This window comes from Parapedobacter sp. SGR-10 (assembly GCF_011030405.1).
GTDB lineage: Bacteria > Bacteroidota > Bacteroidia > Sphingobacteriales > Sphingobacteriaceae > Sphingobacterium.
This window is the reverse complement of record NZ_JAAJTJ010000005.1, coordinates 40405-64814: the sequence shown is the minus strand read 5'-3', so window position 1 is coordinate 64814 and position 24410 is coordinate 40405. Positions and strand designations below refer to the sequence as shown.

22 protein-coding genes are annotated in these 24410 nt (G+C 43.9%); 9 read left to right on the top strand and 13 right to left on the bottom strand.

Annotation, left to right across the window (positions count from 1 at the left end; all coding sequences use genetic code 11):
- Positions 1 to 742 precede the first annotated feature (742 nt).
- Positions 743 to 1060, top strand: coding sequence for a hypothetical protein (locus tag G5B00_RS06070; RefSeq protein ID WP_163872380.1), 318 nt, complete (start codon positions 743 to 745; stop codon positions 1058 to 1060).
- A gap of 173 nt (positions 1061 to 1233) precedes the next feature.
- Positions 1234 to 1572, top strand: coding sequence for a DUF2853 family protein (locus G5B00_RS06065; RefSeq protein WP_163872379.1), 339 nt, complete (start codon positions 1234 to 1236; stop codon positions 1570 to 1572).
- Positions 1573 to 1612: 40 nt separating this feature from the next.
- On the opposite strand, the gene G5B00_RS06060 is transcribed toward G5B00_RS06065, so the two are convergent.
- Together G5B00_RS06060 and G5B00_RS06055 are read right to left on the bottom strand one after the other, a co-directional pair.
- Complete coding sequence (locus G5B00_RS06060; RefSeq protein ID WP_163872378.1) at positions 1613 to 2248, bottom strand: carbohydrate-binding family 9-like protein; 636 nt, start codon at positions 2246 to 2248, stop codon at positions 1613 to 1615.
- Positions 2249 to 2255: 7 nt separating this feature from the next.
- A complete protein-coding gene (locus tag G5B00_RS06055; RefSeq protein ID WP_163872377.1) occupies positions 2256 to 3371 on the bottom strand; it encodes a phosphotransferase enzyme family protein in 1116 nt (371 codons plus the stop codon).
- A gap of 183 nt (positions 3372 to 3554) precedes the next feature.
- On the opposite strand from G5B00_RS06055, the gene G5B00_RS06050 reads away from it, so the two are divergent.
- Positions 3555 to 4850 (top strand): hemolysin family protein, encoded by a 1296-nt coding sequence (locus tag G5B00_RS06050; RefSeq protein WP_163872376.1) that lies wholly within the window; start codon positions 3555 to 3557, stop codon positions 4848 to 4850.
- 95 nt (positions 4851 to 4945) lie between these two features.
- On the opposite strand, the gene G5B00_RS06045 is transcribed toward G5B00_RS06050, so the two are convergent.
- The 3 genes from G5B00_RS06045 to G5B00_RS06035 form a co-directional block, all read right to left on the bottom strand.
- Entirely contained in the window at positions 4946 to 5809 is an 864-nt protein-coding gene (locus G5B00_RS06045) for a glycoside hydrolase family 25 protein (protein ID WP_163872375.1), read from the bottom strand.
- A 334-nt stretch (positions 5810 to 6143) separates the two neighbouring features.
- Complete coding sequence (locus tag G5B00_RS06040; protein ID WP_205966321.1) at positions 6144 to 6842, bottom strand: SIR2 family NAD-dependent protein deacylase; 699 nt, start codon at positions 6840 to 6842, stop codon at positions 6144 to 6146.
- A 69-nt stretch (positions 6843 to 6911) separates the two neighbouring features.
- A complete protein-coding gene (locus tag G5B00_RS06035; RefSeq protein ID WP_163872374.1) occupies positions 6912 to 7211 on the bottom strand; it encodes a DUF2892 domain-containing protein in 300 nt (99 codons plus the stop codon).
- A gap of 149 nt (positions 7212 to 7360) precedes the next feature.
- On the opposite strand from G5B00_RS06035, the gene G5B00_RS06030 reads away from it, so the two are divergent.
- On the top strand, positions 7361 to 8203 hold the full coding sequence (locus G5B00_RS06030; RefSeq protein WP_163872373.1) for an ATP cone domain-containing protein: 843 nt from the start codon (positions 7361 to 7363) through the stop codon (positions 8201 to 8203).
- Between the two features lie 152 nt (positions 8204 to 8355).
- Here G5B00_RS06030 and aroB read toward each other — a convergent pair whose 3' ends face one another.
- Both aroB and G5B00_RS06020 read right to left on the bottom strand, forming a co-directional pair.
- Positions 8356 to 9417: a 3-dehydroquinate synthase gene (gene aroB / locus G5B00_RS06025; RefSeq protein WP_163872372.1), complete on the bottom strand. Its 1062-nt coding sequence runs from the start codon at positions 9415 to 9417 to the stop codon at positions 8356 to 8358.
- A 36-nt stretch (positions 9418 to 9453) separates the two neighbouring features.
- On the bottom strand, positions 9454 to 9660 hold the full coding sequence (locus tag G5B00_RS06020) for an RNA-binding S4 domain-containing protein (protein ID WP_163872371.1): 207 nt from the start codon (positions 9658 to 9660) through the stop codon (positions 9454 to 9456).
- A gap of 98 nt (positions 9661 to 9758) precedes the next feature.
- On the opposite strand from G5B00_RS06020, the gene G5B00_RS06015 reads away from it, so the two are divergent.
- Both G5B00_RS06015 and G5B00_RS06010 read left to right on the top strand, forming a co-directional pair.
- On the top strand, positions 9759 to 10952 hold the full coding sequence (locus G5B00_RS06015) for a proline dehydrogenase family protein (protein WP_163872370.1): 1194 nt from the start codon (positions 9759 to 9761) through the stop codon (positions 10950 to 10952).
- Between the two features lie 50 nt (positions 10953 to 11002).
- Entirely contained in the window at positions 11003 to 11614 is a 612-nt protein-coding gene (locus G5B00_RS06010) for an HAD family hydrolase (RefSeq protein ID WP_163872369.1), read from the top strand.
- Here G5B00_RS06010 and G5B00_RS06005 read toward each other — a convergent pair.
- Complete coding sequence (locus G5B00_RS06005; RefSeq protein WP_163872368.1) at positions 11611 to 12951, bottom strand: hypothetical protein; 1341 nt, start codon at positions 12949 to 12951, stop codon at positions 11611 to 11613. The genes G5B00_RS06010 and G5B00_RS06005 overlap by 4 nt on opposite strands.
- 15 nt (positions 12952 to 12966) lie before the next feature.
- Complete coding sequence (locus G5B00_RS06000) at positions 12967 to 13542, bottom strand: RNA polymerase sigma factor (RefSeq protein WP_240894406.1); 576 nt, start codon at positions 13540 to 13542, stop codon at positions 12967 to 12969.
- A 317-nt stretch (positions 13543 to 13859) separates the two neighbouring features.
- On the opposite strand from G5B00_RS06000, the gene G5B00_RS05995 reads away from it, so the two are divergent.
- Positions 13860 to 14708: a universal stress protein gene (locus tag G5B00_RS05995; protein WP_163872366.1), complete on the top strand. Its 849-nt coding sequence runs from the start codon at positions 13860 to 13862 to the stop codon at positions 14706 to 14708.
- 54 nt (positions 14709 to 14762) lie between these two features.
- Here G5B00_RS05995 and G5B00_RS05990 read toward each other — a convergent pair whose 3' ends face one another.
- Positions 14763 to 16976, bottom strand: a complete 2214-nt coding sequence (locus G5B00_RS05990; protein WP_163872365.1) for an NADP-dependent isocitrate dehydrogenase — start codon at positions 16974 to 16976, stop codon at positions 14763 to 14765.
- 252 nt (positions 16977 to 17228) lie between these two features.
- Between G5B00_RS05990 and G5B00_RS05985 the strand changes: the two genes are divergently transcribed.
- Entirely contained in the window at positions 17229 to 18119 is an 891-nt protein-coding gene (locus tag G5B00_RS05985) for an EamA family transporter (RefSeq protein WP_163872364.1), read from the top strand.
- Between the two features lie 85 nt (positions 18120 to 18204).
- On the top strand, positions 18205 to 18960 hold the full coding sequence (locus G5B00_RS05980) for a Ku protein (protein ID WP_163872363.1): 756 nt from the start codon (positions 18205 to 18207) through the stop codon (positions 18958 to 18960).
- Between the two features lie 24 nt (positions 18961 to 18984).
- Here the strand turns inward: G5B00_RS05980 and ligD are convergent, their stop codons facing one another.
- From ligD to G5B00_RS05965, 3 genes are all read right to left on the bottom strand, one after another.
- Entirely contained in the window at positions 18985 to 21441 is a 2457-nt protein-coding gene (gene ligD, locus G5B00_RS05975; RefSeq protein WP_163872362.1) for a DNA ligase D, read from the bottom strand.
- Positions 21442 to 21524: 83 nt separating this feature from the next.
- Positions 21525 to 23303, bottom strand: a complete 1779-nt coding sequence (locus G5B00_RS05970; RefSeq protein WP_163872361.1) for a hypothetical protein — start codon at positions 23301 to 23303, stop codon at positions 21525 to 21527.
- A 153-nt stretch (positions 23304 to 23456) separates the two neighbouring features.
- Complete coding sequence (locus tag G5B00_RS05965) at positions 23457 to 23882, bottom strand: hypothetical protein (protein WP_163872360.1); 426 nt, start codon at positions 23880 to 23882, stop codon at positions 23457 to 23459.
- Between the last annotated feature and the right edge of the window lie 528 nt (positions 23883 to 24410).

The following is a 24410-nucleotide window of genomic DNA, read 5'->3' as shown; positions in this document are numbered from 1 at the left end:
CACCACTTGTGATTGGACGGAGCGCATTCTACATCCGATAGCTTATCCCTACATATAACGTACTGATGTGCCCATGTTAGCGCACGAATCCTTTCGTGTGCTTGTTATTTATAGACACACGAAAGGATTCGTGCGCCAGCGTTAGGCATAGAACGCACTGATATGTAAGTAAGGAGAATCCGTATTAGATTGCAAACCGTCCATTTCATCAGCATCGGGAGAAATAGCCCTGCAACGGGAGGCTGTGTGGTGGGATGCCCCTAGCTCCGTTCAGTTTTGCTGATGGGCTTCGCTATGGCCCTAGGGAAGCAAAACCAAGGGCAGCCAGTTGCAGGGCTATTGAGTGAGGGCCTGTGCGACAGGATGCCTTGAAATGGACAAGCCTTTTGGTAGTTATGGATCAGTGTTTGTTTTCAATGGAATCCATGAGCTCGCTCCGCTCGGTTTTGGGCTTCAAAAGTCACGAGGCCGTCCGCCGATGAGGACGGAAAGGTGGTGGGATGGAAGAATACAAATCATGGATTAAAATAATCCTCCCTTTTATCCCAACATCATTCTGTTTCAAAACAACAATTTTAGATGCCCTGCCCTTATCTTAGACACCAATCTTTTTTTTCGACAATAATCCGTGCCGAAATCTGCACAATCCCGAGATCGGGACAAGTCCTGCGGGACAAAAATAATAAAGTCACAAACAACATCCCCATCTTATATGTTCTTAATAATAAAAAGGAGCAACAATATGAAGACGATATTCAATTATGATTCACCTAGTATAGCACTCGAAAAGCTGAAGGAAAAAGGATATACAAAAGATTTCAACAAAGAGTTTGACGAACTGTTTGAATACACAGACGACTATACCATCGACTATTTGTACAGATACGAAGGAGCCACCGATCCCAGTGATGAATCTACAGTGTACGGTATCCGAAACGAAATAACCGGTACCAAAGGCGTATTTGTAGCCGGAGATCTGTCACTCATTGAAGGACGTAAGCGGGATATCATTATCAATCTTGAGATCCGTGCCAAAAAAGGAAAAGAAAACCACGAATAAGGTCGAAAAATAGGACTGCGACATACATCTATATCCTATCAACACCTGGTAGAGAAGTAGCTGTATCGCTACATATTCCTTATTCATTATATACAAACTTGTTTGGAATATAAAAAAAGTAAGTATATTTAAATCAAGTAAACGTATTAATTTATTTCAAAACTAAAACTAAAATGAGTAAGTTAGAAGAAAAAATAGCAGCCTACGTTGCTGAAGCAAAGAAATTGAAGCTTGACCTAGATGAAAAGTTGATCGCTGCTGTCGCCAAAGGATTGGGCCCTTCCATTTATAATGCCGATGCCGAAACAGTTGCTGCTTCGGACAAAGCTGAACTTGATCGATTGAAAGCTAACTTTTTGGTGAAAAAGTTAGGTCTTAAAGATGACGCCAAGTTAGATCAAGCTATCGAAGAGGTTATCGAAGCTGTAGGCAAGTCCAATAAGAACAAATACAGAGTAATTGTGTATGCATTATTGGTCAAAAAATTCAAGAAAGAATCCGTTTACAAATAAAAATCAAAAACGTATTCTTTCCTGCTAGCCCGGTACTTAACTATCCAAAGATCAGTTCTCCAAAAAACGCAGGCTGATGAAAGTTAGGTGTCGGGCTATCTATGTTATGCCAAGATAGGTAGTGTGGTCTAGGCAGTCCATCTCCGCATTTATAGAAGTTGGCATACGCGGTATCTCCCGTTTTGATCTCTTGGTTCAATATAGTTTTGGGAATAGAAAGGATCATAACCCATTTTTTTCCGCCATCCACTTGCCAGACTTGCGAATAGGTATCGACCCGTTCAACGGTCGATGGATCCAACCGCCGCCGTTCGGCCTTTACAGCACCCCCGTAGCTGATCAGTCCCGTGCCCAATACATTGAATTCAAAATTATAATAGGTCTGTCTAGCATCCAAAGAGATAAAAAATTCCACACAACTATCCTCAAAAACATTCTCATTGGGACAGATATACTGTGCTTTTATAAACTCCTCCTCTACTTCATAGCGGAGGTATATCCTATTATCCGAGTGCAGGATCTGAAATTTCACATTTGGTTTATAAGGAAATTGAGCCTCCCATGGACAACAAGCCATATCATGCCAATCGGCAGAAGAAAATAGCTCATTTATCTGCTCATGATCCCATAAATGAGCATCCGAATTAATTTTTTGTACTTTCAAAACAGTTTTCATATTGTCACTATCGGTTAACCAAACTTTTATTCAAAATACCCTCCAATTCTTCTTCATGCCTTTCCAGCTCATCCACCAGTTTCAATTGAGCTTTGGTACGAACCAGGTTATGGTCAGGATAGTGTATCTTATAATACGTATCCCCCTCCAGGTAGTCTGTCAAAAACCTGACAGCCTGCATATAAGGTAGCAGAAGAGCACCATACAGCAACGAATCGACTTCATCATTCGTCAGAAAATCCTTAGCTTCACTTAGATAGCCTTCGGTATAAGCTTGAAAAAGAGGAATATTAAGGACGATCTTACTCGTCTCCGGTTCATCCTCCGCCGCCGAATTGATGATAGTGCGGATGGCGTCCCCAAAATCGTACGCTACATAGCCCGGCATGACTGTATCCAAGTCAATCACACACTGTACATTATCATACTGGTCGAGCAATACGTTGTTGAATTTTGTGTCATTGTGCGTAATCCGCAAAGGCAAACGGCCGCTCCGGGCCAGTTTGATGACCCTACGCATCTTGTCCTCCCGGTCGAATATATAGCGTAATATGTCCTGTACTTCGTGCACGCGACCTGCCGCATCTTTCGAAATAGCTTTTCTCAGATTATCCAGACGAAAGTCGATATTATGAAAATTGGGCAAGATCTCCACCAACTTGGTAGCATCCAACGACGCCAACTGCTTCTGAAAACGTCCAAATGCCTGCCCTCCCGAATAAGCCTGTTTGGTCGTCTCCACGATATCATAGCTCTTTGTACCGTCCAACAGCACAAAGATACGCCAGTACTCCCCTTCCGGAGTAACATGGTACAATCTCCCGTCCTTCGTAGGAACGATCGTCAATGTATGCTTATCCACATCCTCTACATAGCCTCGCAGCACATCCTTCAAGTGATTGGTCACCAAAGAGATATTGTTCATCAGCCCATCTATATCCGTAAAGATATGATGGTTTATCTTTTGCAGAAGGTAAGATATATCCTTCGGCGAGTCGACCGTCAGTTTATAGGTATCATTGATATGCCCCGAACCGAACCTTCTGATATCCAATATTTCACCCTCAACATCAAACTGCTCAGCGATAGCTTTTATTGCCCCTTCTGTATTTACCAAAGACATGAAATTTAAGTTATTCAAAAAAAATGTAAAAATTTGAAGCAATATCTGCAAAAATCAATACAAATTAAAACAATTATTGACAACAATCGATTGCGCTTTTTAGCATTTATGACTTTTATAATAATTCTCTACTATATTCTCTAAAAATTTGTATAAATTTAGAGTATCATAAAAACATCATCTATGATGACCGAAATAATCATTATTATCTTCTTGATTTTGCTGAATGGAATTTTGTCTGCTTCTGAAATAGCTATCGTATCGAGTAGAAAGGCAAGACTACAAGTCTGGAGCGAAAAAAATCTGGGCGCCAAAACAGCTCTAAAACTCAAGGAACATCCGAACCAGTTCCTATCCACCATACAAATCGGGATTACCTTGATCGGTATATTGACCGGTTTTTTCTCCGGTGGCACATTGTCCAGCTATCTGGCGGAACAGTTCAATAAAGTGCCTCAACTGGCTCCCTACAGCGAGAGCCTGTCCATCGTCGTTGTCGTACTGATCATTACCTACCTCTCTCTGGTCATTGGCGAATTGGTACCCAAACGTATCGGCATGGCCATACCCGAAAAGTATGCCTCCTTCATTGCCCTGCCCATGAGCTTCCTAAGTAAGCTAGTCAAGCCCTTTGTCTGGATATTGAGTGTGTCGACAGAACTCATTGTGAAGCTGTTCAATGTACAATCGGGAAAGAATACCGTGACCGAAGAAGAAATAAAAGCTCTGGTGGACGAAGGCGTGGATAGTGGTGTCATCGAAAACTTTGAGCACGACCTCATGGACAGGTTGTTCGATATCGGAGACAAGAAAGCCATCCATATGATGGTACATCGTAGCAATATTACGTATTTAGACCTGCAAAATACCTTTGCCGAAAACAAGAAGTATATCCTGGCCAATGAGCATACCGAATATCCCGTATGTGATGGCAATTTTGACAATATACGCGGCATCATCCATGCCAAGACCTTGTTGAAAAATTATATCCGAAATCGAGAGATCGATCTTGAAAAACTGATCCAGCCTATTCCATTTGTCAATGAAAACAGCAGCATATACACCGTATTGGAAATGTTAAAGAACAATAAAGTGTTGCAAGCCATTGTCATCGACGAATACGGAAGTCCCCAAGGACTTATCACCATGAAGGACATCATGGCAAGCCTGGTAGGCAATTTTGACGCACAGCAGCAGAAAAACAACGGCACCGTCCGGCAAAGGGAAGACGGTTCTTTTGTATTGGACGGATGGTATCAGTTGGACGCTTTTCTGGAAAGATTCAACATTCTCTTATCCGAGGAGGAAGAAGAAGAATACAGCAACATTACAACGATAGGTGGTTTGGTCTTTTTGACGCTCGATCGTGTACCCGTCGAAGGCGACCATATCTTGTTCTATGGCCATAGGCTTGAAGTCATCGACATGGATGGCAATAGGATCGATAAGATCGTGGTCTTCACCCCTCCATCAAGCTGAATCTGGCGCACGCGTGCCGTGTGTGCCTTCTTAGGAACATGACAGAAGCTGTCTAGGGATCTGTAAACTACTGTACATTTCCCTCACCTCATACATCAACGGGCCCTCCGTTCAAAAGGTACACACAATTCCTCCAAGTCTTCTATCTCTCCGTTGAACATGTTCAGATCCACATGCCCTTTGATCCCTTTCACCTTTCCTTTTTCTGAGAATTGCCAAAAATCCCAATGCTCTTTCGGTTTTTCGACCCAAAAATTATAGTTGGCAATCCATAGCGTATAGTCACCAAATTCCTTTTCCAAAAAATCCGTAAAATAGCTATCCCCCGAATACATAATGGGTCTGATCCTGTAGTGCTTCTCCACCCTGTCCAACCATCGTTTGAGTCCCACGCGCAGACTGTCCATAGGCTGGGTTCGGGGACGTTCTTCGATATCCAATACCGGAGGCAGATCGCCCGGTTGCAGTTTTACCGTCCGGATAAAATTCTCGGCCTGACGAATAGAGTTCTCATTAGGTCTAAAATAATGGTAAGCACCGCGTAAGCGCGAAATGCGTTGTACAGATTTCCAATTGCGGGCAAACTTTTTGTCCTTGCCATCGGCTCCCATCGTAGCCCGTACGAATATAAAATCAACCGGAAAACGCTCGTGGATCAAAGAGACGCTATCCCAAAGAATGTTCCCTTGGTACTCGCTCACATCTATCCCAAAGATCCGGTCCTCATGGCGGGACATCAGCAATACATTGTGCGTTTCATGTTTGCTGTCTCCTTTTGTGCCCACATCCGTCACGATAAACAAGGTTTTGAAATAGTAGCCTATTCCCTTCCGATAATGCCATATCGCAAACAGCAAAACCATAAAAACCGGAATCAGTATGCTCCATAGCAAATAACGTTTGCGCTCTTGCACTGCCGTTAATTTTTTCCGTGGAGGAGCCTTTCTGGGTTTTGCCATATCGGAGTCGAAAATAAGTGATTTCAATTTGAGAAACAACTTAAATCCGTCCCTGATTTTTGTCTAGGGACTAAGGTTTAAAAGTTGAAAGTTAAAAAATTAGAAAAAAGCAGAGACAGTTATAAATCTACTTTAAATATGTATCAAATATTTATATATAGATAATTAAATACATGATATTCAATTTTTTATAAAAATAAATTTCAGAAAACAAAATTTTATTTGGTTAATATGCTAAATAGACGCCAATCCAATGTCGCAAATATAAATAATAAGATTAATATAAATATTATAATATATTGATAAATAAATAATTATATATATTAACAAAATTTTATTTGGTCATCAGATTTACCAAATAAGGCACACCTTCAGTCGCATTTTTATCGATATACTCTACATCCCCTTCTATCCGATGACGATTGGCTTGCGGGTCTATGACCACAATCTTACATTCTCTTTTCGTTTCGAAAACAAGTTGGGCTGCCGGGTACACCTGTAAGGATGTCCCCACCATGATCAACATATCTGTGTATTGGACAATTTGCAAGGCTCTTGTCATATTTGGCACGGTCTCTCCAAACCATACCACGTGCGGTCTTAGCTGCGATCCCAATGCACATCTATCTCCCATTTTTATTTCATCCCCTTCTATGGGGTACACCAATTCCGGATCCAGAGAAGACTGTGACTTGACAATCTCGCCATGCAGATGCAAGACCTTTACACTCCCTGCACGCTCATGTAGATCATCTATATTTTGTGTGATGATATCGACGTCGTAATACCTGGACAATTTCACCAATGCATCGTGGGCTGCATTGGGCTGTGCCTGTAGACATGACTTCCTACGTTCATTGTAAAACCGTTGAACCAATTCCGGATTCCTCTGCCACGCTTCCGGTGTAGCGACATCCTCTATTCTATTTCCTTCCCATAGACCGTCGTGTCCTCTAAAGGTCTTCAGTCCACTTTCCGCAGAAATACCTGCTCCGGTAAATACCGTGATATGTTTGATATTCGTATCCATCATGATGCATAAAAAAAGGACAGAAATTACAAAATCCTGTCCATCGTTAATAATTAAAGTTTTATGTCCGTATCACTTGACGAAATAACGGTGCTCTACGACCGTGACATTTTCCTCATCCGTTATTTTGTCCATAACCTTTTTCATCGAGCTATGTCCTGTGATCCCACGGTACAGCATAGCCCCACCGACAGCTATTCCTGCGCATCCCGTTATGGGACGCTTCCACAGGGTTTTGATACTCATGCCCAAGACCAGACTGCCCGAAAAAACAGACAATACCCGTTCGGACAGACCAATATTGTCATCGAGACGATCCTCATCTATTTTACGTTTTATCCTGTCCAATACAGCCTGCAATGTAGTGTTCATAATCATTCCTCTTTTTTTATAGTATAATAACAATGATAGCGGCAAATATGTTTGAATTATTGTAGAGACACGATTCATCATGTCTCTACAATTATGATAATAAATCAATAAATCCTATATTCACACCTGAATTTATCCAAAAATTATATATGCAGGTAAAGAAATACTCCGGAGAACTCGTACCTTTCAACCCCGACAGCTTAAGACATTCACTGTCCCGCTCGGGTGCCACAGCAGACGAAGTGGAAAAGGTCTTTTCCCAGATCAAGCACAAGCTATACGACGGTATCAGTACCAGAGAACTCTATGAGTTGGCCTTTGAACTCTTAAAAAACCACCGGAATGTCTACGCCGCACGGTACAGCCTCAAGAAAGCATTACGCGACCTCGGTCCCGAAGGTTTTTATTTCGAAAAATGGGTATCCAAGCTGTTCCAGACCAACGGTTACGAAGCTATCACAGGACAAACCATACAAGGCCATGCCGTGACCCACGAGATCGATGTAATCGCTATGAAGGAAAATGAACTGTTGGCCGTAGAATGTAAGTTCCGAAACGATATCGACGCAAAAATATCGGTCACCACCCCCATGTACTTCATGTCCCGGATCAAGGATATATCCGATATAGACTATACCTTCTTCCAAAAAACGAAAAAAATAACGTCCGGATGGCTTGTGACCAATGCTTACTTTACCACCGACTCGATCAAGTTTGGTAAGCACTACAACATGAACTTGCTGGGCTGGGACTATCCCAAAGACAATAGCCTCAAATTGCGCGTAGACGACAACGGGGAATACCCGATTACCTGCCTGACCACACTCAACACCCGTGAAAAAACACTCTTACTCAAACAGCAGTGTATATTGGTCAAGGAGATTGTCCGTTACCCCAAATTTCTGCAACATATACGGGCAGATGCACAAAAGACAAAAAAAGTATTGATGGAAGCACAGGGGTTGATCGACAGCCCGTTGGAGCATGTTTAGGAGAGAAGAGGGTGTCTAAAAAGTCCTAAATTCCAATTCGTCATCCTGAGCATGTCGAAGGATCTCGTTCATAGTGAATGCTTTACTAAAATGAGATGTGTTCGACTTCGCTCAACATGACGACTTTTTAGACACCCCCTAATACCTATAGTTTAGGATATTTTCAAATAATAATCCAACGCTTCTTTGATATTTTCCTCCCCGACATAGCTATTGTACTGGCAATCGCCGATCGATTTCAACAACGAGAAACCAATTTTATGGTTTTCATTTTTCTTATCGTTCTTCATCAAGTCGATAAATTGCCCATACAGGTCTGAAGAGTAAGAATAAGCCGGATACAAAGACAACAAATAAGAGGTGATGTCCTGCAGCCCCTCATCCGACAGCCCACCATATTTATGGGAAAGATATGCCTCACAGATCATTCCGATGGCGATGGCCTCTCCGTGCAACAAAGGCTGTTCGTCATTAAGCAACGAATACCCCTCTATAGCGTGGCCTATCGTATGTCCAAAGTTCAATATCTTGCGCAGTCCCTTTTCAGTAGGATCTTCTGTGATGACCCTGTTCTTGATCTGTACCGAACGGTGAATGACCGAAGCGGGCACATCCGTATAGAGAGTCGATTTACATACTACATACAAATCCCGGTCTTGGATCAACCCGTGCTTGATTACCTCTGCATATCCCGAGAGCAACTGCCGCTCGTCCAGAGTCTCCAAAAATTTCGTACTGACAAAAACAGCCACAGGCTGTGTAAATGTGCCGACGATATTCTTGACATTGTCCAGATCGATTCCCGTCTTGCCACCGACGGAGGCATCCACCTGCGAAAGCAATGTCGTCGGAATATGGACAAAGTCGATACCACGCTTGAACGTAGAAGCCGCAAAGCCGCCCAAATCCGTCACGACACCCCCGCCTAGATTGATCATCAAGGCCTTGCGCTCTACTCCAAAATCGAGCATTGTCTTCCAAACCCCAATGCAATAATCAATATTCTTGTTTTCCTCACCCGGATCGACCTCTATGATATCGTAATCCAACAGATCCGGCATAAAGGACTGAAAGATGGGCAAACAGTGGTCGTTCGTATTCCTATCGACCAAAATAATGACTTGTGAATACGCTCTTTCTGCAATAAACGATTGCAAAGATTCTAGGTTTTCTTCAAAATATACGTGGTAGCCGAGGCTCTCTATAGCTTGCATAGTTTCTGTAAAAAATGAATGGTAAAGATAGAAAAATTATACGACTTTGACCTTCATGCCGTCAAACTCGACCACATCGCCACGCTTTACTTTCAGTCTCTTGCGATAGTCTATCTCACCATTGTATCTGACCAAACCTTCCATGACCACTTCCTGCGCCATGGCGCCATGCTCCACCCAGTTCAGGACTTTCAACAACTGAATCATATGGATAAATTCTCCCTCTAGTACAAACGTCTGCATCGTATTGGTTATTTAGCAAAATCCGTATATTATTTAACAAAATACATCATCAAAGGTACATGATAATTTAGTTAATTTTGTAGTGAAAGACCGGAAAAATGTTATTACAGGAAAATACAGAACGCTTGAATTTCGACAACACCGAAATAGCTTTTCGCAACAAATCCGACAAAGATCTGGATAGGGCCAGCTGGCTGTTCAAAATAATTGCAAGTCCTACGCTTATCAAGATCGGTACGCCGCTGACCAATGCTGCGCTCAAGATCGGATTGCCCATTCAGGGACTGATCAAAAATACCATCTACCGGCAATTTTGCGGTGGAGAGACCATTCAGGGATGTGCCAAGGCCATCGAAGAGCTTGGAAAAGGAAAGGTCACGACCATATTGGACTATTCGGTAGAGGGAGAAGATTCCGAAGAGAGTTTTGACGCCTGTTGCAACGAGGTCTTGGCTACAGTTTCTTACGCCAAGACAAATCCTCTTATCTCCTTCTGTGTATTCAAACCCACCGGACTTGGCCGATTCGACCTCTTGGCAAAAAAAGATGCCAAAGAGCCGCTCACACCAGAGGAAGAAGCCGAGTTCCAACGCCTGTTCGACCGTTGTGATCGAATATGCAAAGCTTGCCACGATGCCGACATACGCGTATTGATCGATGCCGAACATTCCTGGATACAGGAGACCATCGACGATATCGCCCGTGAGATGATGGAAAAGTACAACCGAGAGAAAGTCATCGTGTACAACACCTACCAACTGTACAGACACGACAAGCTGGCTTCCCTGAAAGCCGATTTTGCCTATGCACAGGTACGAGGTTTCTATTTCGGCGCCAAGCTCGTGCGGGGAGCCTATATGGAAATAGAGCGCGAAAGAGCGGAGGAAGAAGGCTATCCATCGCCTATCCAAGCGACCAAAATCGCTTCCGACGTAGACTATGACTCGGCTATCCTATTCTGTCTGGATCATATCGACCGTATCGGAATGATGGCAGGCACGCACAACGACAATAGTTGTATGCTGTTGGCACAAGAAATGGATAAACGCAATATTCCGCACGACCATCCGCATGTATTTTTCGCTCAGCTCTTAGGTATGTCCGACAACCTTTCATTCAATCTGAGTGCAGCCGGTTACAATGTCGCCAAGTATATGCCCTATGGCCCCGTAAAATCTGTCATGCCTTACCTATTCCGCAGAGCACAGGAAAACACCTCCGCCGCCGGACAGACCGGACGCGAACTGAGTCTTATTATCAAGGAGAAGAAAAGACGGAAATCGCATCAGTAGAGACGCAATGCATTGAGTCTCTACAGGTTTTCCTTATCTTTGCAGCAACAATGACAGACAGCGAAAGAAACAAACTACAAAAACTAAGGGAAATAGCTGACCCATTCAAAGCCCTGCTATTTGATGTGGACGGTACATTGGCAGACAATATGCACGCACACAAGGCTGCCTACGTCGCTACGGCAAAAGAATATGGCATCGATCTGGACGAAGCCTTGATTGACGAAACAGCCGGATGGCCTACTGTGGCCGTAGCCGAAGAAATCTCCAAAAGATATGGTGTGGAATTCGATTTTGCCCAGTTTTCCAAACGCAAATCCGCCATTTTCATCGAACGCTTTATACAGGACACCCAACCTGTAAACTATGTCCGTGAATTGCTGGTCGAGAATGTAAGCAAGAAAAAAATAGGTATTGTATCCGGCGGCAGCAGATCTACTCTACAGATCACACTACAGGTCATCGATGTACACGACAAATACGAAACCATGGTATGTGCCGGAGATACGCCACAGGGCAAGCCCTCTCCTGCTCCATTCCTGCTATGTGCAGAGCAATTGAATATTGCTCCCGAAGAGTGCCTGGTTTTTGAAGATGGCGATCCCGGTGTACAAGGCGCCGTCCGTGCGGGCATGGCTTGGGTGCGTATAGACCAACTCTAGAAGCTGGTCATAATCCGTATACCCCCGTTTGTATAGTCCATATCTGCTCTACGGTATTGTCCTACAGGGATTTTCAGATAAGGTTCTACGGATATACCTACCCTTTTATTCATTTTCACTTCTTTGCCGAGGGAAAAATTCACAAAACCACTGAAACCATTGGTGTTGACATTATTCTCCATCGACTCCACAGACTTGGTGATCGGTTTTACGGTCTCCTCAGCTTGTTGTTTGTTTTCAGGGTAACCATCGGTAAATGTTTCTTTATTCACATTGTCTACATAGTATGCATTACGTTCTTGATGTAGAATAGCGGAATAGGACAGTCCCGCCGCTGTATAGAAAGATCTGCTGACATTGAATTTCAGTTCGACAGGAATATCAATAGCCTGTACCGAGCCCCTAATGGCATTGATATTGGGGATGACTACTTTATTTTGATACGCCGTAGCACTCGCAGATTCCATCCGCAGAGCCGATTTTTCTTCCACCACCATAGCTTCGATACGGCTATCTTCCTGCACGGGATCTTTGAGCATATTGACCTCATAGGTATTATAGGAAGCACCTGTACGGACACTCAGTTTATTGCTCAGCTTATAAGCCAATGCAAAGCCTCCACCTACATTCATTTTCTGGCCCGTAGCATAAGGAGAGACAAATACACCCAATTCAAACTTATCATTCAGACGAACGCGTTGCGTCTGGTCCAGAGGTTCAACCTCTTTCATGGCCAGAACCCGTCCTTGCGGTACGGGAGAAGAAGCAAGGTGCTCATCTAATCTGCTTTTGCCCGTACTTTCTACCTGTTCTTCCGAAATAAAAGAATAGGTATAGGACAAATCCCTGCCCTGCAAAGGCAACATTGAAGGTATTTGTGCCTCCGCAGACACTTGTATATTGCTTTCGTCATGCAGCAGGGACAATCTGGTCTCTCCTTTATCCGGAGAAGAAGTCACAAAAGATTTCATGTCGTCAGCATGCAGGCTACCTTTCTCATCCATAGCCACGACATCTGGTGAAGGAGATACCGCTGGGTTCTTCTCCGGATCAACTACCCGCTCAGATGGGCCGATCTTGTCTTGACGCGGTGCGGTCTGCACCAACTCCTGTCCAGGGTTTGCCACTTCACGTGTCATATACCAGGCCCCCCAGCCCCCTAGCAACAACAAGACAGATGCAGCTGCATACCAAACCCTACTCATCCGATATACGGAAGCTCTGGGTACGACATGCTCCGACCTGAATTTTTCCCAAGCCCCGGCCTTATACGGTAGCCCTTCACTCTTCTTCAGCCTGTCGACAATGTAATCTATTATTTCTTTTTCTTCTTTCATTCCAATCCTATATTTTTAAGAATGATGTATTGTTTGTACTGCACAGAACTGATCTGTGTAAAGTTTTCTCAACCGACCTTTTGCCCTGGTCAGATACGTACGTGAGGTACTCTCCGGTACGTTCAGCATCTGGCCGATCTCCTGATGCGAATACCCCTCGATTTCGTAAAGACTGAATATAGAACGTTGTATTTCGGGTAATTGCTGCAATAACTTCAGGATATCCTGCTCTTCCAGCCTTGTCGACACCATAATAGCATGCGAAGAGAGCTCATTGGCAGAAACATCGTCCAACGAATCCATTTCTTTACGTGCTCTGATCTTGTCTATCGATGTATTGACGGCAATACGGGCTATCCACGATTTGAAGGTCTTCTCCATGATCCCTTCGTCACTGTCATATGTAAACTCGTGTATTTTGCGGAAAACCTTGACAAAGGATTCATTGACCACATCCTCGGCCTCCATCTCATCCTTGACATAGCGGAGTGCTACAGCCATCAAATAACCATAATATTTTTTGTAGAGAAAAGACTGGCTACGTTCCGTTGCGGACAATGCACACTCCTCCAATGCCTGCTTTAATGACAAAGGCCTCCTTTTCAGATATTTAGGTAAAATCTTCAAAAATGAACGTTCAGATTCTCTTTTATCTAAATATAATAAATCGTCTTCTAATATAGCCGTGCCATCCATAGCACTTTATTTATTATATATGTAAACGTAATAAATGTGCCACACGCTACAAAATAATATGACAAATTCCTTTTGTGCCCACATCTATATTTTCGTATATTACATATATCATAAAAATGTTCAATATTTCCGTGATGAAACCCTCATAATTGTCTAGATCGTATCGTGAGATCGCGTCTCATCGCCCCTATAAAAACAAAAATTACATACAGATGAAAAATATCTTAGTCCCCACCGATTTTTCAGAAAATGCAAATAATGCATTTCTGCACGCCTTAAAAATTGCCAACCAGCTGGATACACAATTATATGTACTGTATTGCTATCAGACACCTGTTGTCTCTTTTTCGCATGCCGGCCAGCCCACGCTTGTAGATGAAGTCTATAAGGAAATTGAACTGTCCAAATTTGACTTTTACAAAAAGCAAACCCCAAAGTTGCACCAATTGGCAGAGGAAAATAACCTGAACCATAGCAAAGTCATCTTTTTGTTTGAGTATGGCACAGTCGTTCAAGCGGTCATAAAGACCATAGAAAGTGAGCAGATCAAACTCATCGTCATGGGTACATTGGGAGCAAGTGGCCTACAAAAGCAGATTGTAGGAACCAATACGGTCAACGTTATCAAGAATACACGTGTACCTGTTTTGGTCATCCCTACACAAGCTTCGTTTACGACTATCAAAAAAGTAGCCTTCACGACCCTATTCCGCGAAAAGGACAAAGCCGCCCTGCAGGAAATTCTGCAGCTGGCTTCTTATGTAGATGCGCATGTACATGTATTGCATGTCTTCGATACCCAAAGCTCCACAGCAGATATCTTGCAGTACAGCGAGCAGTGGCGAAAATCATTTGACGGCAATAACCTGGATTTTGTCTTTCTCGAAAAGGAAGGAAGCGTGGAAGATACCATCGACACATTCATGCAGGACAACAACATTGATCTATTGGCTGTGATCAAAAGAAATCGAAACTTCTTTGACCGGATCATGAGCTCAAGCTTTAGCAACAACCTCGCTTTTCATGCCACAACACCGGTATTGGTGTTTCATGAGGAATAAATTAGGTAGACTTCCGAAGTTTCCCAAAAACTTCGGAAGTCTACCTCTATTTTCTTACAGCGAAGCAATAGCCGCATTCAAGGTTGCGGATGGACGCATAGCTGGAGAGGCCAATTCATCATTAGGGAAATAGTATCCACCGATATTTTGTGCCTTTCCTTGGGCTGCGATCAGTTCTTCGTTGATCTTGGCCTCGTTTGCTGCAAGGGATTTGGCCAATGGCGCAAACAAAGCTGCCAATGCAGCATCTTTTGTCTGTGCGGCCAAAGCTTCTGCCCAATACAGAGCCAGGTAGAAGTGCGAACCACGGTTGTCGATCTGTCCTACCTTACGCGCAGGAGATTTGTCATTCGCCAAGAACTTCGCATTAGCTTCATCCAAAGCATCCGCCAATATCTGTGCTTTCGGATTGTTTTGTGTTTGTGCCAAATGCTCAAGGGAAGCCTGCAAAGCCAAGAATTCACCCAATGAATCCCAACGCAAATAACCTTCTTCCAAAAACTGCTCGACATGCTTAGGCGCAGAACCACCTGCTCCGGTTTCAAACAATCCACCACCATTCATCAACGGAACAATGGACAACATCTTGGCCGAAGTACCCAATTCCAATATCGGGAACAAGTCCGTCAGGTAGTCACGCAATACGTTTCCAGTGACCGAAATTGTATCTTCACCTCTACGGATACGTTCTACCGAGAACTTTGTCGCTTCAATAGGCGAAAGGATACGGATATCCAATCCTGTCGTATCGTAGTTTGGCAGATAGGCATTGACCTTCTTGATGATCTCCCTATCATGCGCCCTGTTTTCATCCAGCCAGAACACCGCAGGGGTATTGGACAGACGTGCACGGTTTACGGCCAATTTGACCCAATCCTGTATCGGCGCATCCTTGGTCTGGCACATTCGGAAGATATCGCCCGCTTCTACAGGTTGCTCCATCAATACCTGCCCATTGCCATCCACTACGCGGATCGTACCGTTGGCCGATGCATGGAAAGTCTTGTCGTGCGAACCGTACTCTTCGGCTTTCTGTGCCATCAAGCCTACATTTGGTACCGAACCCATGGTCTTTGGATCATAAGCACCATTGGCTTTACAGTCTTCGATCACGGCCTTGTAAACACCTGCATAAGAACGATCCGGAATAATTGCCAAGGTGTCGCGCTCTGCACCGTCCTTGTCCCACATCTTGCCACCGATACGGATCATGGCCGGCATAGATGCATCTACGATCACATCCGAAGGTACATGCAGATTGGTGATCCCCTTGTCCGAATTGACCATCGCCAGATCTGGCCCATTATGGATAGCAGCTTCGATAGCAGCTTTCACTTCAGCTTCCTGTGCATGGCCCGCGATCTTAGCATAAATCTCTCCCAGACCGTTGTTTTTATTGATACCCAATTCGGCAAATAGGCCACCGAATTTGGCAAATACATCCTTGAAGTACACCTCGACGATAGCGCCAAAAATAATCGGATCCGACACCTTCATCATCGTGGCCTTGAGGTGTGCGGACAACAATACACCTTGTGCTTTGGCTTCTTCTATCGCTTGTGCGACAAAAGATTTCAATTTGGCCACATTCATGACAGAGGAATCGATGACCTCACCGGCTTTAAGATCGGCCAAACCTTTCAATTCGGTCACTGTGCCGTCTTGGGCAACGAATTCTATTTTGTACTGTGTGTCGTTAGCTACAGTTACGGATTTTTCCGTCGCGTAAAAATCTCCTTCGCTCATCGAGGTGACTGCGGTCTTACTGGCGGCAGCCCATGCGCCCATACGATGCGGATTGGCCTTGGCATAGTTTTTCACAGCCTTTGGGGCACGACGGTCTGAGTTACCCTCACGCAATACGGGGTTGACGGCAGAACCCAACACACGCGCATATAGTGCTTTGATAGTTTCTTCTTCCGCATTGCCCGGCGCATCCGGATAGTTTGGTACGGCATAGCCGGCTTTCTGCAATTCGGCAATAGCGGCCTTCAACTGGGGAATGGAAGCCGAAATATTGGGCAATTTGATGATATTGGCATCCGGAGTGGTTGCCAATTGACCCAACTCTGCCAAAGCGTCGGAAGTCTTTTGGTCTTCCGTCAAATAGTCGTTAAAATTGGCCAGGATACGTCCTGCCAATGAAATATCCCGAAGTTCTACAGCTACATTCGCCGTTTTGGCAAATGCCTGTACAATAGGTAGAAAAGAGTAAGTTGCCAGTAATGGCGCTTCATCTGTCTTGGTGTAAATAATTTTAGATGACATAGTTTCTATTGAAATTATATGAATTTTTCGTTATCAAAATTTGAATTTCGGCAATAGAACACGCCTATTTTAAAAATTCGCCTAAAGATAAGAAAACCAATGGAAATAGCCATAAAAGGTTTAAAAATGGCAGTGACAAAAAAATAGATGGCAGGAATAGATTATTTTGATTTGAATTATGATTTTATATCAAGCTTATTTGCGAAAATTCACCGAAGTTTTGCAAACTTTAGCGAAGTTTGCACACGTGTTATGAAATATTACCTTTCTGCCGTAACAGGCTTTGCTATCTGGGGTACATTTGCATGGGTACTAAAGCCTTTAAGTGCTTTTGCAGCGCTTGATATCCTTATCCATCGTGTCATTTTCGCCACTATCAGTATTGTTGTTGCCTGTATTGTTTTCAGAAGAAAGGAAATAACGGCCAGTATACATTATCTCTCGGATACACCCCGCAAAGAAAAATTTATGTTGGCGATAAATATTTTTTTGAGTGCTGTAATGCTAGGTCTGAATTGGTTTTTATTCATATACGTGATGAATTCCGTCAGTGTCAATGCAACATCCTTGGCGTATCTGATCTGCCCTATCTTAGCCACTGTACTTGCCCGTATTTTCTTACATGAGCAACTGAACAAGGGACAATGGCTTGCAGTACTGTTGAGTGTGGTGAGCTGTGTGATCCTGGCGTATGGTCATTTTATGGATCTTCTTTACAGCATGTTGATCGCGTTGTCCTATGCAATCTACCTTGTGCTCCAGAAGAACAGGTTTCGGATGGACAAATTTATTACATTGACCTTACATATCGTCCTCAGTACCTTTCTACTTCTCCCGATATTACTGTTTGTAGATGCTACAGATACGAAACCTGTTCTGTTCTATAGCTTGGTGACAGTCATAGCGGTAGTCTATACCATTATCCCACTATTCCTCAACATTTATGCTTTAAAGGGCTTAAACTCCTCCATTGTAGGTACCTTATTATACTTAAATCCGATTATCAGCTTTTTATTGGCTGTCTTTTATTACAAAGAGCCTATCAACACCGCACAGATCGTTGCCTTTGGAATGATCTTTACAGCTGTTGTCGTATTTAATGTTGCTTATCTTTATGGAAAGAAAAGGAATATAGATCACTAACCACAAACTGCTCATCGTATCTATCTAAAAAAACCAATTCCTTCCAAATTTGTTCATTTATTATATAAATACAAAAAACAATGCTATGAGAGCTATTTGGACGGGAGCCATTGGGTTTGGACTGGTCAACATTCCTATCAAAATCTACAGTGCAACACAAAGCAGTGCACTCGATCTGGATATGCTCGATCGTAAGGATCGTTCCAATATCCGGTACAAACGCATCAACGAAAACACGGGCAAAGAGGTGATATGGGACAATATTGTCAAAGGATATCTGCTCAAAGATAAATATGTGGTCTTGGAAGATTCTGATTTTGAGGAGGCCAGCCCCGAGAAGAACAAAATGATCAATCTGCACTCCTTTGTCAAAATCGAAGAAATAGACAGTATCTATTTTGAAACCCCCTACTACCTCGAACCGGCAAAAGGTGGGCAAAAGGCCTATCAGCTCTTACTCAAAGCCCTGGAAAAAAGTAAGACGGCAGGCTTAGGCTCCTTCGTGATGCGAAATGTAGAAAACCTGGCTGTAGTCAAACCACATCAAAACTTCCTTATCCTCAACAAAATCCGTTTTGAAGAAGAAATACGTGCTACCGATGACCTAAAGCTACCGGGAAATGTACGTCTGAAAAAAGAGGAAATGGATATGGCCCTCCAGCTGATCAAACAGCATTCACATCCCTTCGATATCTCCAAATATAAAAATGAATATATGGCCGAACTGCTAAAGATCATCAAACAGAAAGCCAAAGGTAAACATACCTCCATCCGCAAGATCAAAGTGGAGGATACTACATCGGCCGATCTACTGAGCAAATTGAAGGCGAGTCTCGCATGAGGGAAAAGGTGAGAATATATAGTCCTACAACCTCGAAAGTGCTTGCTTGATATTGGCGGGACTATCCCATAGCTTTGCCCAGGGATCATCGGTCTGCTCTACCCGCTTTAGCATAGTCTTGATTGTGTAATCTTCGATCCGAAGCCCAGATTTCAGCTCTTCCCAAAATAAGGGCGCACTGACAGTCGCTCCCGGCTTGGGTCGCAACGAATAGGGTGCGACGACAGTCTGCCCTCGCCTGTTTTGCAAGAAATCCAGGTATATCAATCCTTTTCGCTTCTTAGGATCACGGACAGTGCTGGTCGTATCGGGATGTTTTTCGTGCACCATCTGTGCCAATAGCTGTATAAAATCCCGCGTGAGGTCATAGTCATATTTTTTGTTGGCATACAGGTATATATGCAATCCCGTAGATCCCGACGTCTTCAAAAAAGCCGGCAGTTCCATATCGTCCAATAGCTCTTTAGCAGTCTGTGCTACTCGGACCACCTCTTTAAAATCTGCTCCGTTGGGGTCGATGTCCAATACCGCAAAATCGGGATATTCGGGTTTTTGGTAGGTAGAGAGCCAAGGATTGATTTCGATAGAACCGAGATTGGCAATATACAGTAGTGTAGCCTTGTCGTTGCAGATGATATAGTCCACGTCTTTGCCCGTACTCTCGGCAAGTATGGGTACAGTCTTTACCCAATCGGGTATCTTGTCCGGATCGACATCCTTTTGGAAGAAAGATTCTTCCTCAATTCCGTTGGGAAAACGGTGTAAGGAAACGGGCTTGTTTTTGAGATAGGGCAAGATACGGTCAGCCATCGATTCGTAGTAGGCGATCATCTGCCCTTTGACATAGTTGTCTTTGGGCCAATATACCTTGTCGAGGTTTGTCAACTGCACCTGCTTACGTCCTATGCGCACCGTACCTTCTTTCACTTGATTTTCCATAGTATTTTCTTTTTCGATTTCATGTATGTCTTTGTCCATACGCAAGCCTTTGAATACCGGATGGCGCAGGCGTCCATCGGCTGTCCACTCCGAGTAGTAGACTTCACATACGAGTACCGGACGCAACCACGTCACTTCCTTTTCCTTGGCAACTTTGGCTTTAGCATCAAAAGGCTTCTTGGTGGTCTCCACCTCTTGCATTTGCCGATGGAGATCTTTCAACTGGGCAGTATCAAAGCCTGTTCCGCAATTGCCGATATAGCGCAGCTCTCCCTCATCGTACATACCCAAAACCAATGCACCAAATGCAATACGGCCTCCCTGCGGTGGCGTATATCCGCAGATAATAGCTTCCTGACTTTGATTGAGTTTGAATTTTTTCCAAGCCGTACTACGTTTGCCTTCGAGATAGCTGCTGCTCTTTTCCTTGGCCACAATACCTTCCCACCCCTGTGACATTGCTTTATTTTGTACCGTTTCGGCAGTGCCTCGCAATTCTTCTACACTATGGACAATATCGGCACCCTTGATCCGACGTAGCAACAAAGCCAGCAACTCCTTGCGATCCTGAAGTGGATACCCCGTCAAATCCTCACCCTCTAATCGCAGGATATCAAAAACATAGTAGCGCAACCGTAGGGTACTGGGTATAGGTTCGCCGCTCGCAATCAACTGAAAGTGTGGACGACCCTGCTTGTCCTCAATGGCCAGTTCACCATCCAGACATACTTGTTTGTCCAATTGAGAAAGTTCTTCCAACAGGGACGGAAACAAAGGATTCATATCTTTTCCGTTACGGGAATAGAGATGGACTACTGCTCCATCACACACACTTAATATACGAAAGCCATCGTATTTTTTTTCATAGATCCAGTCCGAACCTGAAGGCAATTCCTGCACAAGCTTGGTCAACATAGGCTTGGGTGTTGTCGTTCTATCTGGAGGAGCCTTCTCGTGCTTTTTGTCCTCCTCTTTGAAGTCTACTCCGGCTTGCTTGACCTTCTTAGAAACTTCATCTTCGCTATTATAGGGTACATCCGAAGCATATCTATCCCGGTGCTTGATCAACAGCCAGGCTTTATCGTCGTCCCCCTTCATACGCACAAGTGCAAATTCGCCCCGCAGTATATGTCCGTACAACTTGAATTTCAGACTGCCTTTTTTCCAATCCTGCAGGAATTCCTTTTCGTCCTTCGCTTCCATAAACTCATAGTACCCAGAGTCAAAAATATGCACGACTCCTGCCCCGTAGTTGCCTTTGGGAATGATTCCTTGGAATGACGCGTAGTCGATGGGATGGTCTTCTACCTGCATGGCCAGGCGTTTGTCCTTCGGATAAAGCGAGGGTCCTTTGGGCACCGCCCAACTTTTCAACACCCCATCGAGTTCCAATCGAAAGTCATAGTGAAGCCGCGAAGCATGATGCCGCTGTACCACAAAGCGCAGCTTGCGGCTGCTTTCTTTTTTCGTCGTGGTCTTGCCCTGCGGTTCTTCGGTCTTGCTAAAATCGCGTTTCCGTTGGTATGTCGACAGTTTTGCCATAGCCTTTATGTTGTGAACAATCCGAGGGGGATTAGGTTTTTATATTTCACCCTGTTCCTCTCTCATGGCTGGCATAAAATAGATCAATCATCTTCTTTTTTGAATAAACCCCGAAAGAAATCTCCGGTTTTTTTCAAAAAGTTCTTTGATTCACTGTCCTCTTCCGGTTTTTTGTCGGTTTCCTTCGTTTCGCGTTCCGCTCCTTTGCCTATACCGACACACTGGAATATGCCTTGTTCCAAGCTTTTCCATATAGTTTTGAAATGGGAATATTCGGGCACACGGGTATACTCGACATTTCCCACGAGATAGACCTTATCGGCACCGGGATTGCTGTCGCGGATCAGTAGGGCATTGACAAGGAATGAAAGTACCCCCTTTTTGCTTTGTTCTGTATCGTCCTTGGGAGCATGGAGTAGGTCTATTTTCATCTCGTCATACTCAAAACGGAACACTCCCCTAGTCTTATAGTCTGTCGCCTGCATATCAAAGCGTATACCATGGATATTCCCCGAACTAAACTCCAGATTACGCAAAGGCGTCAAGATTCGGTTGAATGCCGATGCCTGCATGCTCCCCAATGTACCCGCATACGTATGGCTTCCTACCTTGCTCAGCATATCAAACCCAAATCGGGCATGCAACCTGCCTGAACCCATCACTCTAGCCTGCAGGTCGGCACGCATAAACCTGTCCTTGGACAGCTGCACTGTGTCGTTTGTCAAATTGGTGATCGTTCCTTTTGCATATTCAAAAGAAATGGATCCTTCCCGATCATACTCACCGCTATACTCATGGTACGATACATCGGTATTGTCCACGAAGACCGTATCAAACCGGATGGTCTGTCCCATTTTCATGACCTGCTGATGAGGTGCCTGACCAATTTTGTTGACATTGTCCTCTTGATAGCGTTTGTCCTTGTGGAATGAGGCACTGCCGCCCTTGAGATACGCATACCGAGCAAAGATCCGTTGATTATCCAACATATCCTGTAGGTTCAACTTCTCCAGCCGCAGTGTATCCCATTTCAATACAATCATTGCCTTATTCTGCTTATCCGTTTCAAAGTATTTCTGCTTGGTAATACGGGGATGGAGGGCAATCTTTGTCAAAAGTGCCTGTTGCTGCCGTGTATTGACGATACAATGATCGAAGCTGATCTTGTACACACTATTTGGGATATCATACGCAAACTCCGGTATTTCCACTTCTATTTCTTTGGTATAAACCATGCGGGTGGTATCGCGATGACCATTCTCATCAATCAGGATGTCGTCCAAACGTACACGGACCCGGTCTACGCTTGTCGTATCCAACCTACCGTTTTGCATATTGGACAGCTTAAGGTTAAGGTTGTTTATCATACTCCGCTGGATGTGTACCGTATGAAATATGTCCTTGATCCGTTCGTGCAACGGCATAGCGATGGAATCACGGGACTTGTTGTAGGCGTGTGACTCTGTGATCAAGTGTACGTCGGCATGATCGAATGCCACCTCCCTCATGTGGAGTTTTTTGGCTACAAGGGCTGACCATACGCCTACACCGCTTATGTTTAGCGATCTTAACTTGATATGAATACGATTGTCGGGTGCTTCTCTACGCTGGACCTGCGTACGATACACCGCAGAATCGGATAAAAGTTCGATATTTTTCAAGGCTATACTGCCCGATAGGAGATTAAGTTCCATGCTATCATACGATAGCTTGTACAATCCTTTTGTAGATGTACGTATATTTTCCTCCAATTTTGTCTGGATAATGGATTTCCAATGTTGACCAAGATACCACCCGATCCCCGCCAATATGACAATAATCGCCCCAACAATACCTATGATCCACTGTCTTTTGTTCTTCATGCTTGATGCAATGGTCTATATATACAACAAAGCTGTATGGGATATGTTTAGGGGAAGTCATCACAACATGAGAAATATGCTGATGACCCCACAGATACAGAAGATTGTTTTTGCTACCCAAACGGATAGCCTTGATATGTAAATAGGGACAGATTACTTCCTTATCTCAATCTCCACATCGTATCCTCCTCCATAGGTATCGCCTTGCATGAGACTTTCGGCGATAATCAACTGATAAGTGCCCGGTATATATAAGCTATCCTTGTAAGTCTTGCCAAAAGGGCCGTCCATCGTACCATCGGGCATAATGATCTGGTTGATACGGATATTACCCGTGTCGGAAGGTGTGGAAAGAGTGGCTGTGACCAACGATGGCTGTTCTATTTCGAAAGAGATCGTATCCCTTTCTCCTGCGACCTTAACGAGATGAAAGCGCAAAGGTTCGTTGGCTACAGTGGATAGTTGTTGTGCAGTCGTATCAAGTGTATGGTCTTGCGCTTTATCACCTCTCGACCCCGATTGACACGCATACAGAATCCAAAGCAGAGAGGCACATCCGGTTAGTATTTTATTTTTCATAGCATTCCTTTCCTAGTGTACAACACCGCGCGGCAAAAATTGTTTGTTGTGAATAATTATTCGTGTTTGTTTTTATAGAATGAATGAGATCGCTTCGCTAAGTTCATGGGCTCACTATGTTCGGTTCTTTCTTTGATTTCGATGCGTTAGGTAACATGGCAGACCGGAGGTTGTGAATTGCTTTATTCGTAATTTGTCTGTCTTTAATGGTACTCATGAGCTCACTGCGTTCGGTTCTTTCTTTGATTTACTGATATTTACAACAACTTTGATTTACCGCCCGTTGCCATCCATGTGTTGTGAATTGCTTTATTCGTAATTTGTCTGTCTTTAATGGTACTCATGAGCTCACTGCGTTCGGTTCTTTCTTTGATTTACTGATATTTACAACAACTCATCGACGGTATCCGTGACCTTATATATGGTTGTGAATTGCTTTCTTTCTTTGATTTACTGATATTTACAACAACTCTTCAAAAACAACTATACGACCAACTAGAGTTGTGAATTGCTTTCTTTCTTTGATTT

Coding starts and splice junctions, on each gene's coding strand:
- G5B00_RS06070 (WP_163872380.1), top strand. CDS start 743: ATGAAGACGATATTCAATTATGATTCACCTAGTATAGCACTCGAAAAG.
- G5B00_RS06065 (WP_163872379.1), top strand. CDS start 1,234: ATGAGTAAGTTAGAAGAAAAAATAGCAGCCTACGTTGCTGAAGCAAAG.
- G5B00_RS06060 (WP_163872378.1), bottom strand. CDS start 2,248: ATGAAAACTGTTTTGAAAGTACAAAAAATTAATTCGGATGCTCATTTA.
- G5B00_RS06055 (WP_163872377.1), bottom strand. CDS start 3,371: ATGTCTTTGGTAAATACAGAAGGGGCAATAAAAGCTATCGCTGAGCAG.
- G5B00_RS06050 (WP_163872376.1), top strand. CDS start 3,555: ATGATGACCGAAATAATCATTATTATCTTCTTGATTTTGCTGAATGGA.
- G5B00_RS06045 (WP_163872375.1), bottom strand. CDS start 5,809: ATGGCAAAACCCAGAAAGGCTCCTCCACGGAAAAAATTAACGGCAGTG.
- G5B00_RS06040 (WP_205966321.1), bottom strand. CDS start 6,842: ATGATGGATACGAATATCAAACATATCACGGTATTTACCGGAGCAGGT.
- G5B00_RS06035 (WP_163872374.1), bottom strand. CDS start 7,211: ATGAACACTACATTGCAGGCTGTATTGGACAGGATAAAACGTAAAATA.
- G5B00_RS06030 (WP_163872373.1), top strand. CDS start 7,361: ATGCAGGTAAAGAAATACTCCGGAGAACTCGTACCTTTCAACCCCGAC.
- aroB (WP_163872372.1), bottom strand. CDS start 9,417: ATGCAAGCTATAGAGAGCCTCGGCTACCACGTATATTTTGAAGAAAAC.
- G5B00_RS06020 (WP_163872371.1), bottom strand. CDS start 9,660: ATGCAGACGTTTGTACTAGAGGGAGAATTTATCCATATGATTCAGTTG.
- G5B00_RS06015 (WP_163872370.1), top strand. CDS start 9,759: ATGTTATTACAGGAAAATACAGAACGCTTGAATTTCGACAACACCGAA.
- G5B00_RS06010 (WP_163872369.1), top strand. CDS start 11,003: ATGACAGACAGCGAAAGAAACAAACTACAAAAACTAAGGGAAATAGCT.
- G5B00_RS06005 (WP_163872368.1), bottom strand. CDS start 12,951: ATGAAAGAAGAAAAAGAAATAATAGATTACATTGTCGACAGGCTGAAG.
- G5B00_RS05995 (WP_163872366.1), top strand. CDS start 13,860: ATGAAAAATATCTTAGTCCCCACCGATTTTTCAGAAAATGCAAATAAT.
- G5B00_RS05990 (WP_163872365.1), bottom strand. CDS start 16,976: ATGTCATCTAAAATTATTTACACCAAGACAGATGAAGCGCCATTACTG.
- G5B00_RS05985 (WP_163872364.1), top strand. CDS start 17,229: ATGAAATATTACCTTTCTGCCGTAACAGGCTTTGCTATCTGGGGTACA.
- G5B00_RS05980 (WP_163872363.1), top strand. CDS start 18,205: ATGAGAGCTATTTGGACGGGAGCCATTGGGTTTGGACTGGTCAACATT.
- ligD (WP_163872362.1), bottom strand. CDS start 21,441: ATGGCAAAACTGTCGACATACCAACGGAAACGCGATTTTAGCAAGACC.
- G5B00_RS05970 (WP_163872361.1), bottom strand. CDS start 23,303: ATGAAGAACAAAAGACAGTGGATCATAGGTATTGTTGGGGCGATTATT.
- G5B00_RS05965 (WP_163872360.1), bottom strand. CDS start 23,882: ATGAAAAATAAAATACTAACCGGATGTGCCTCTCTGCTTTGGATTCTG.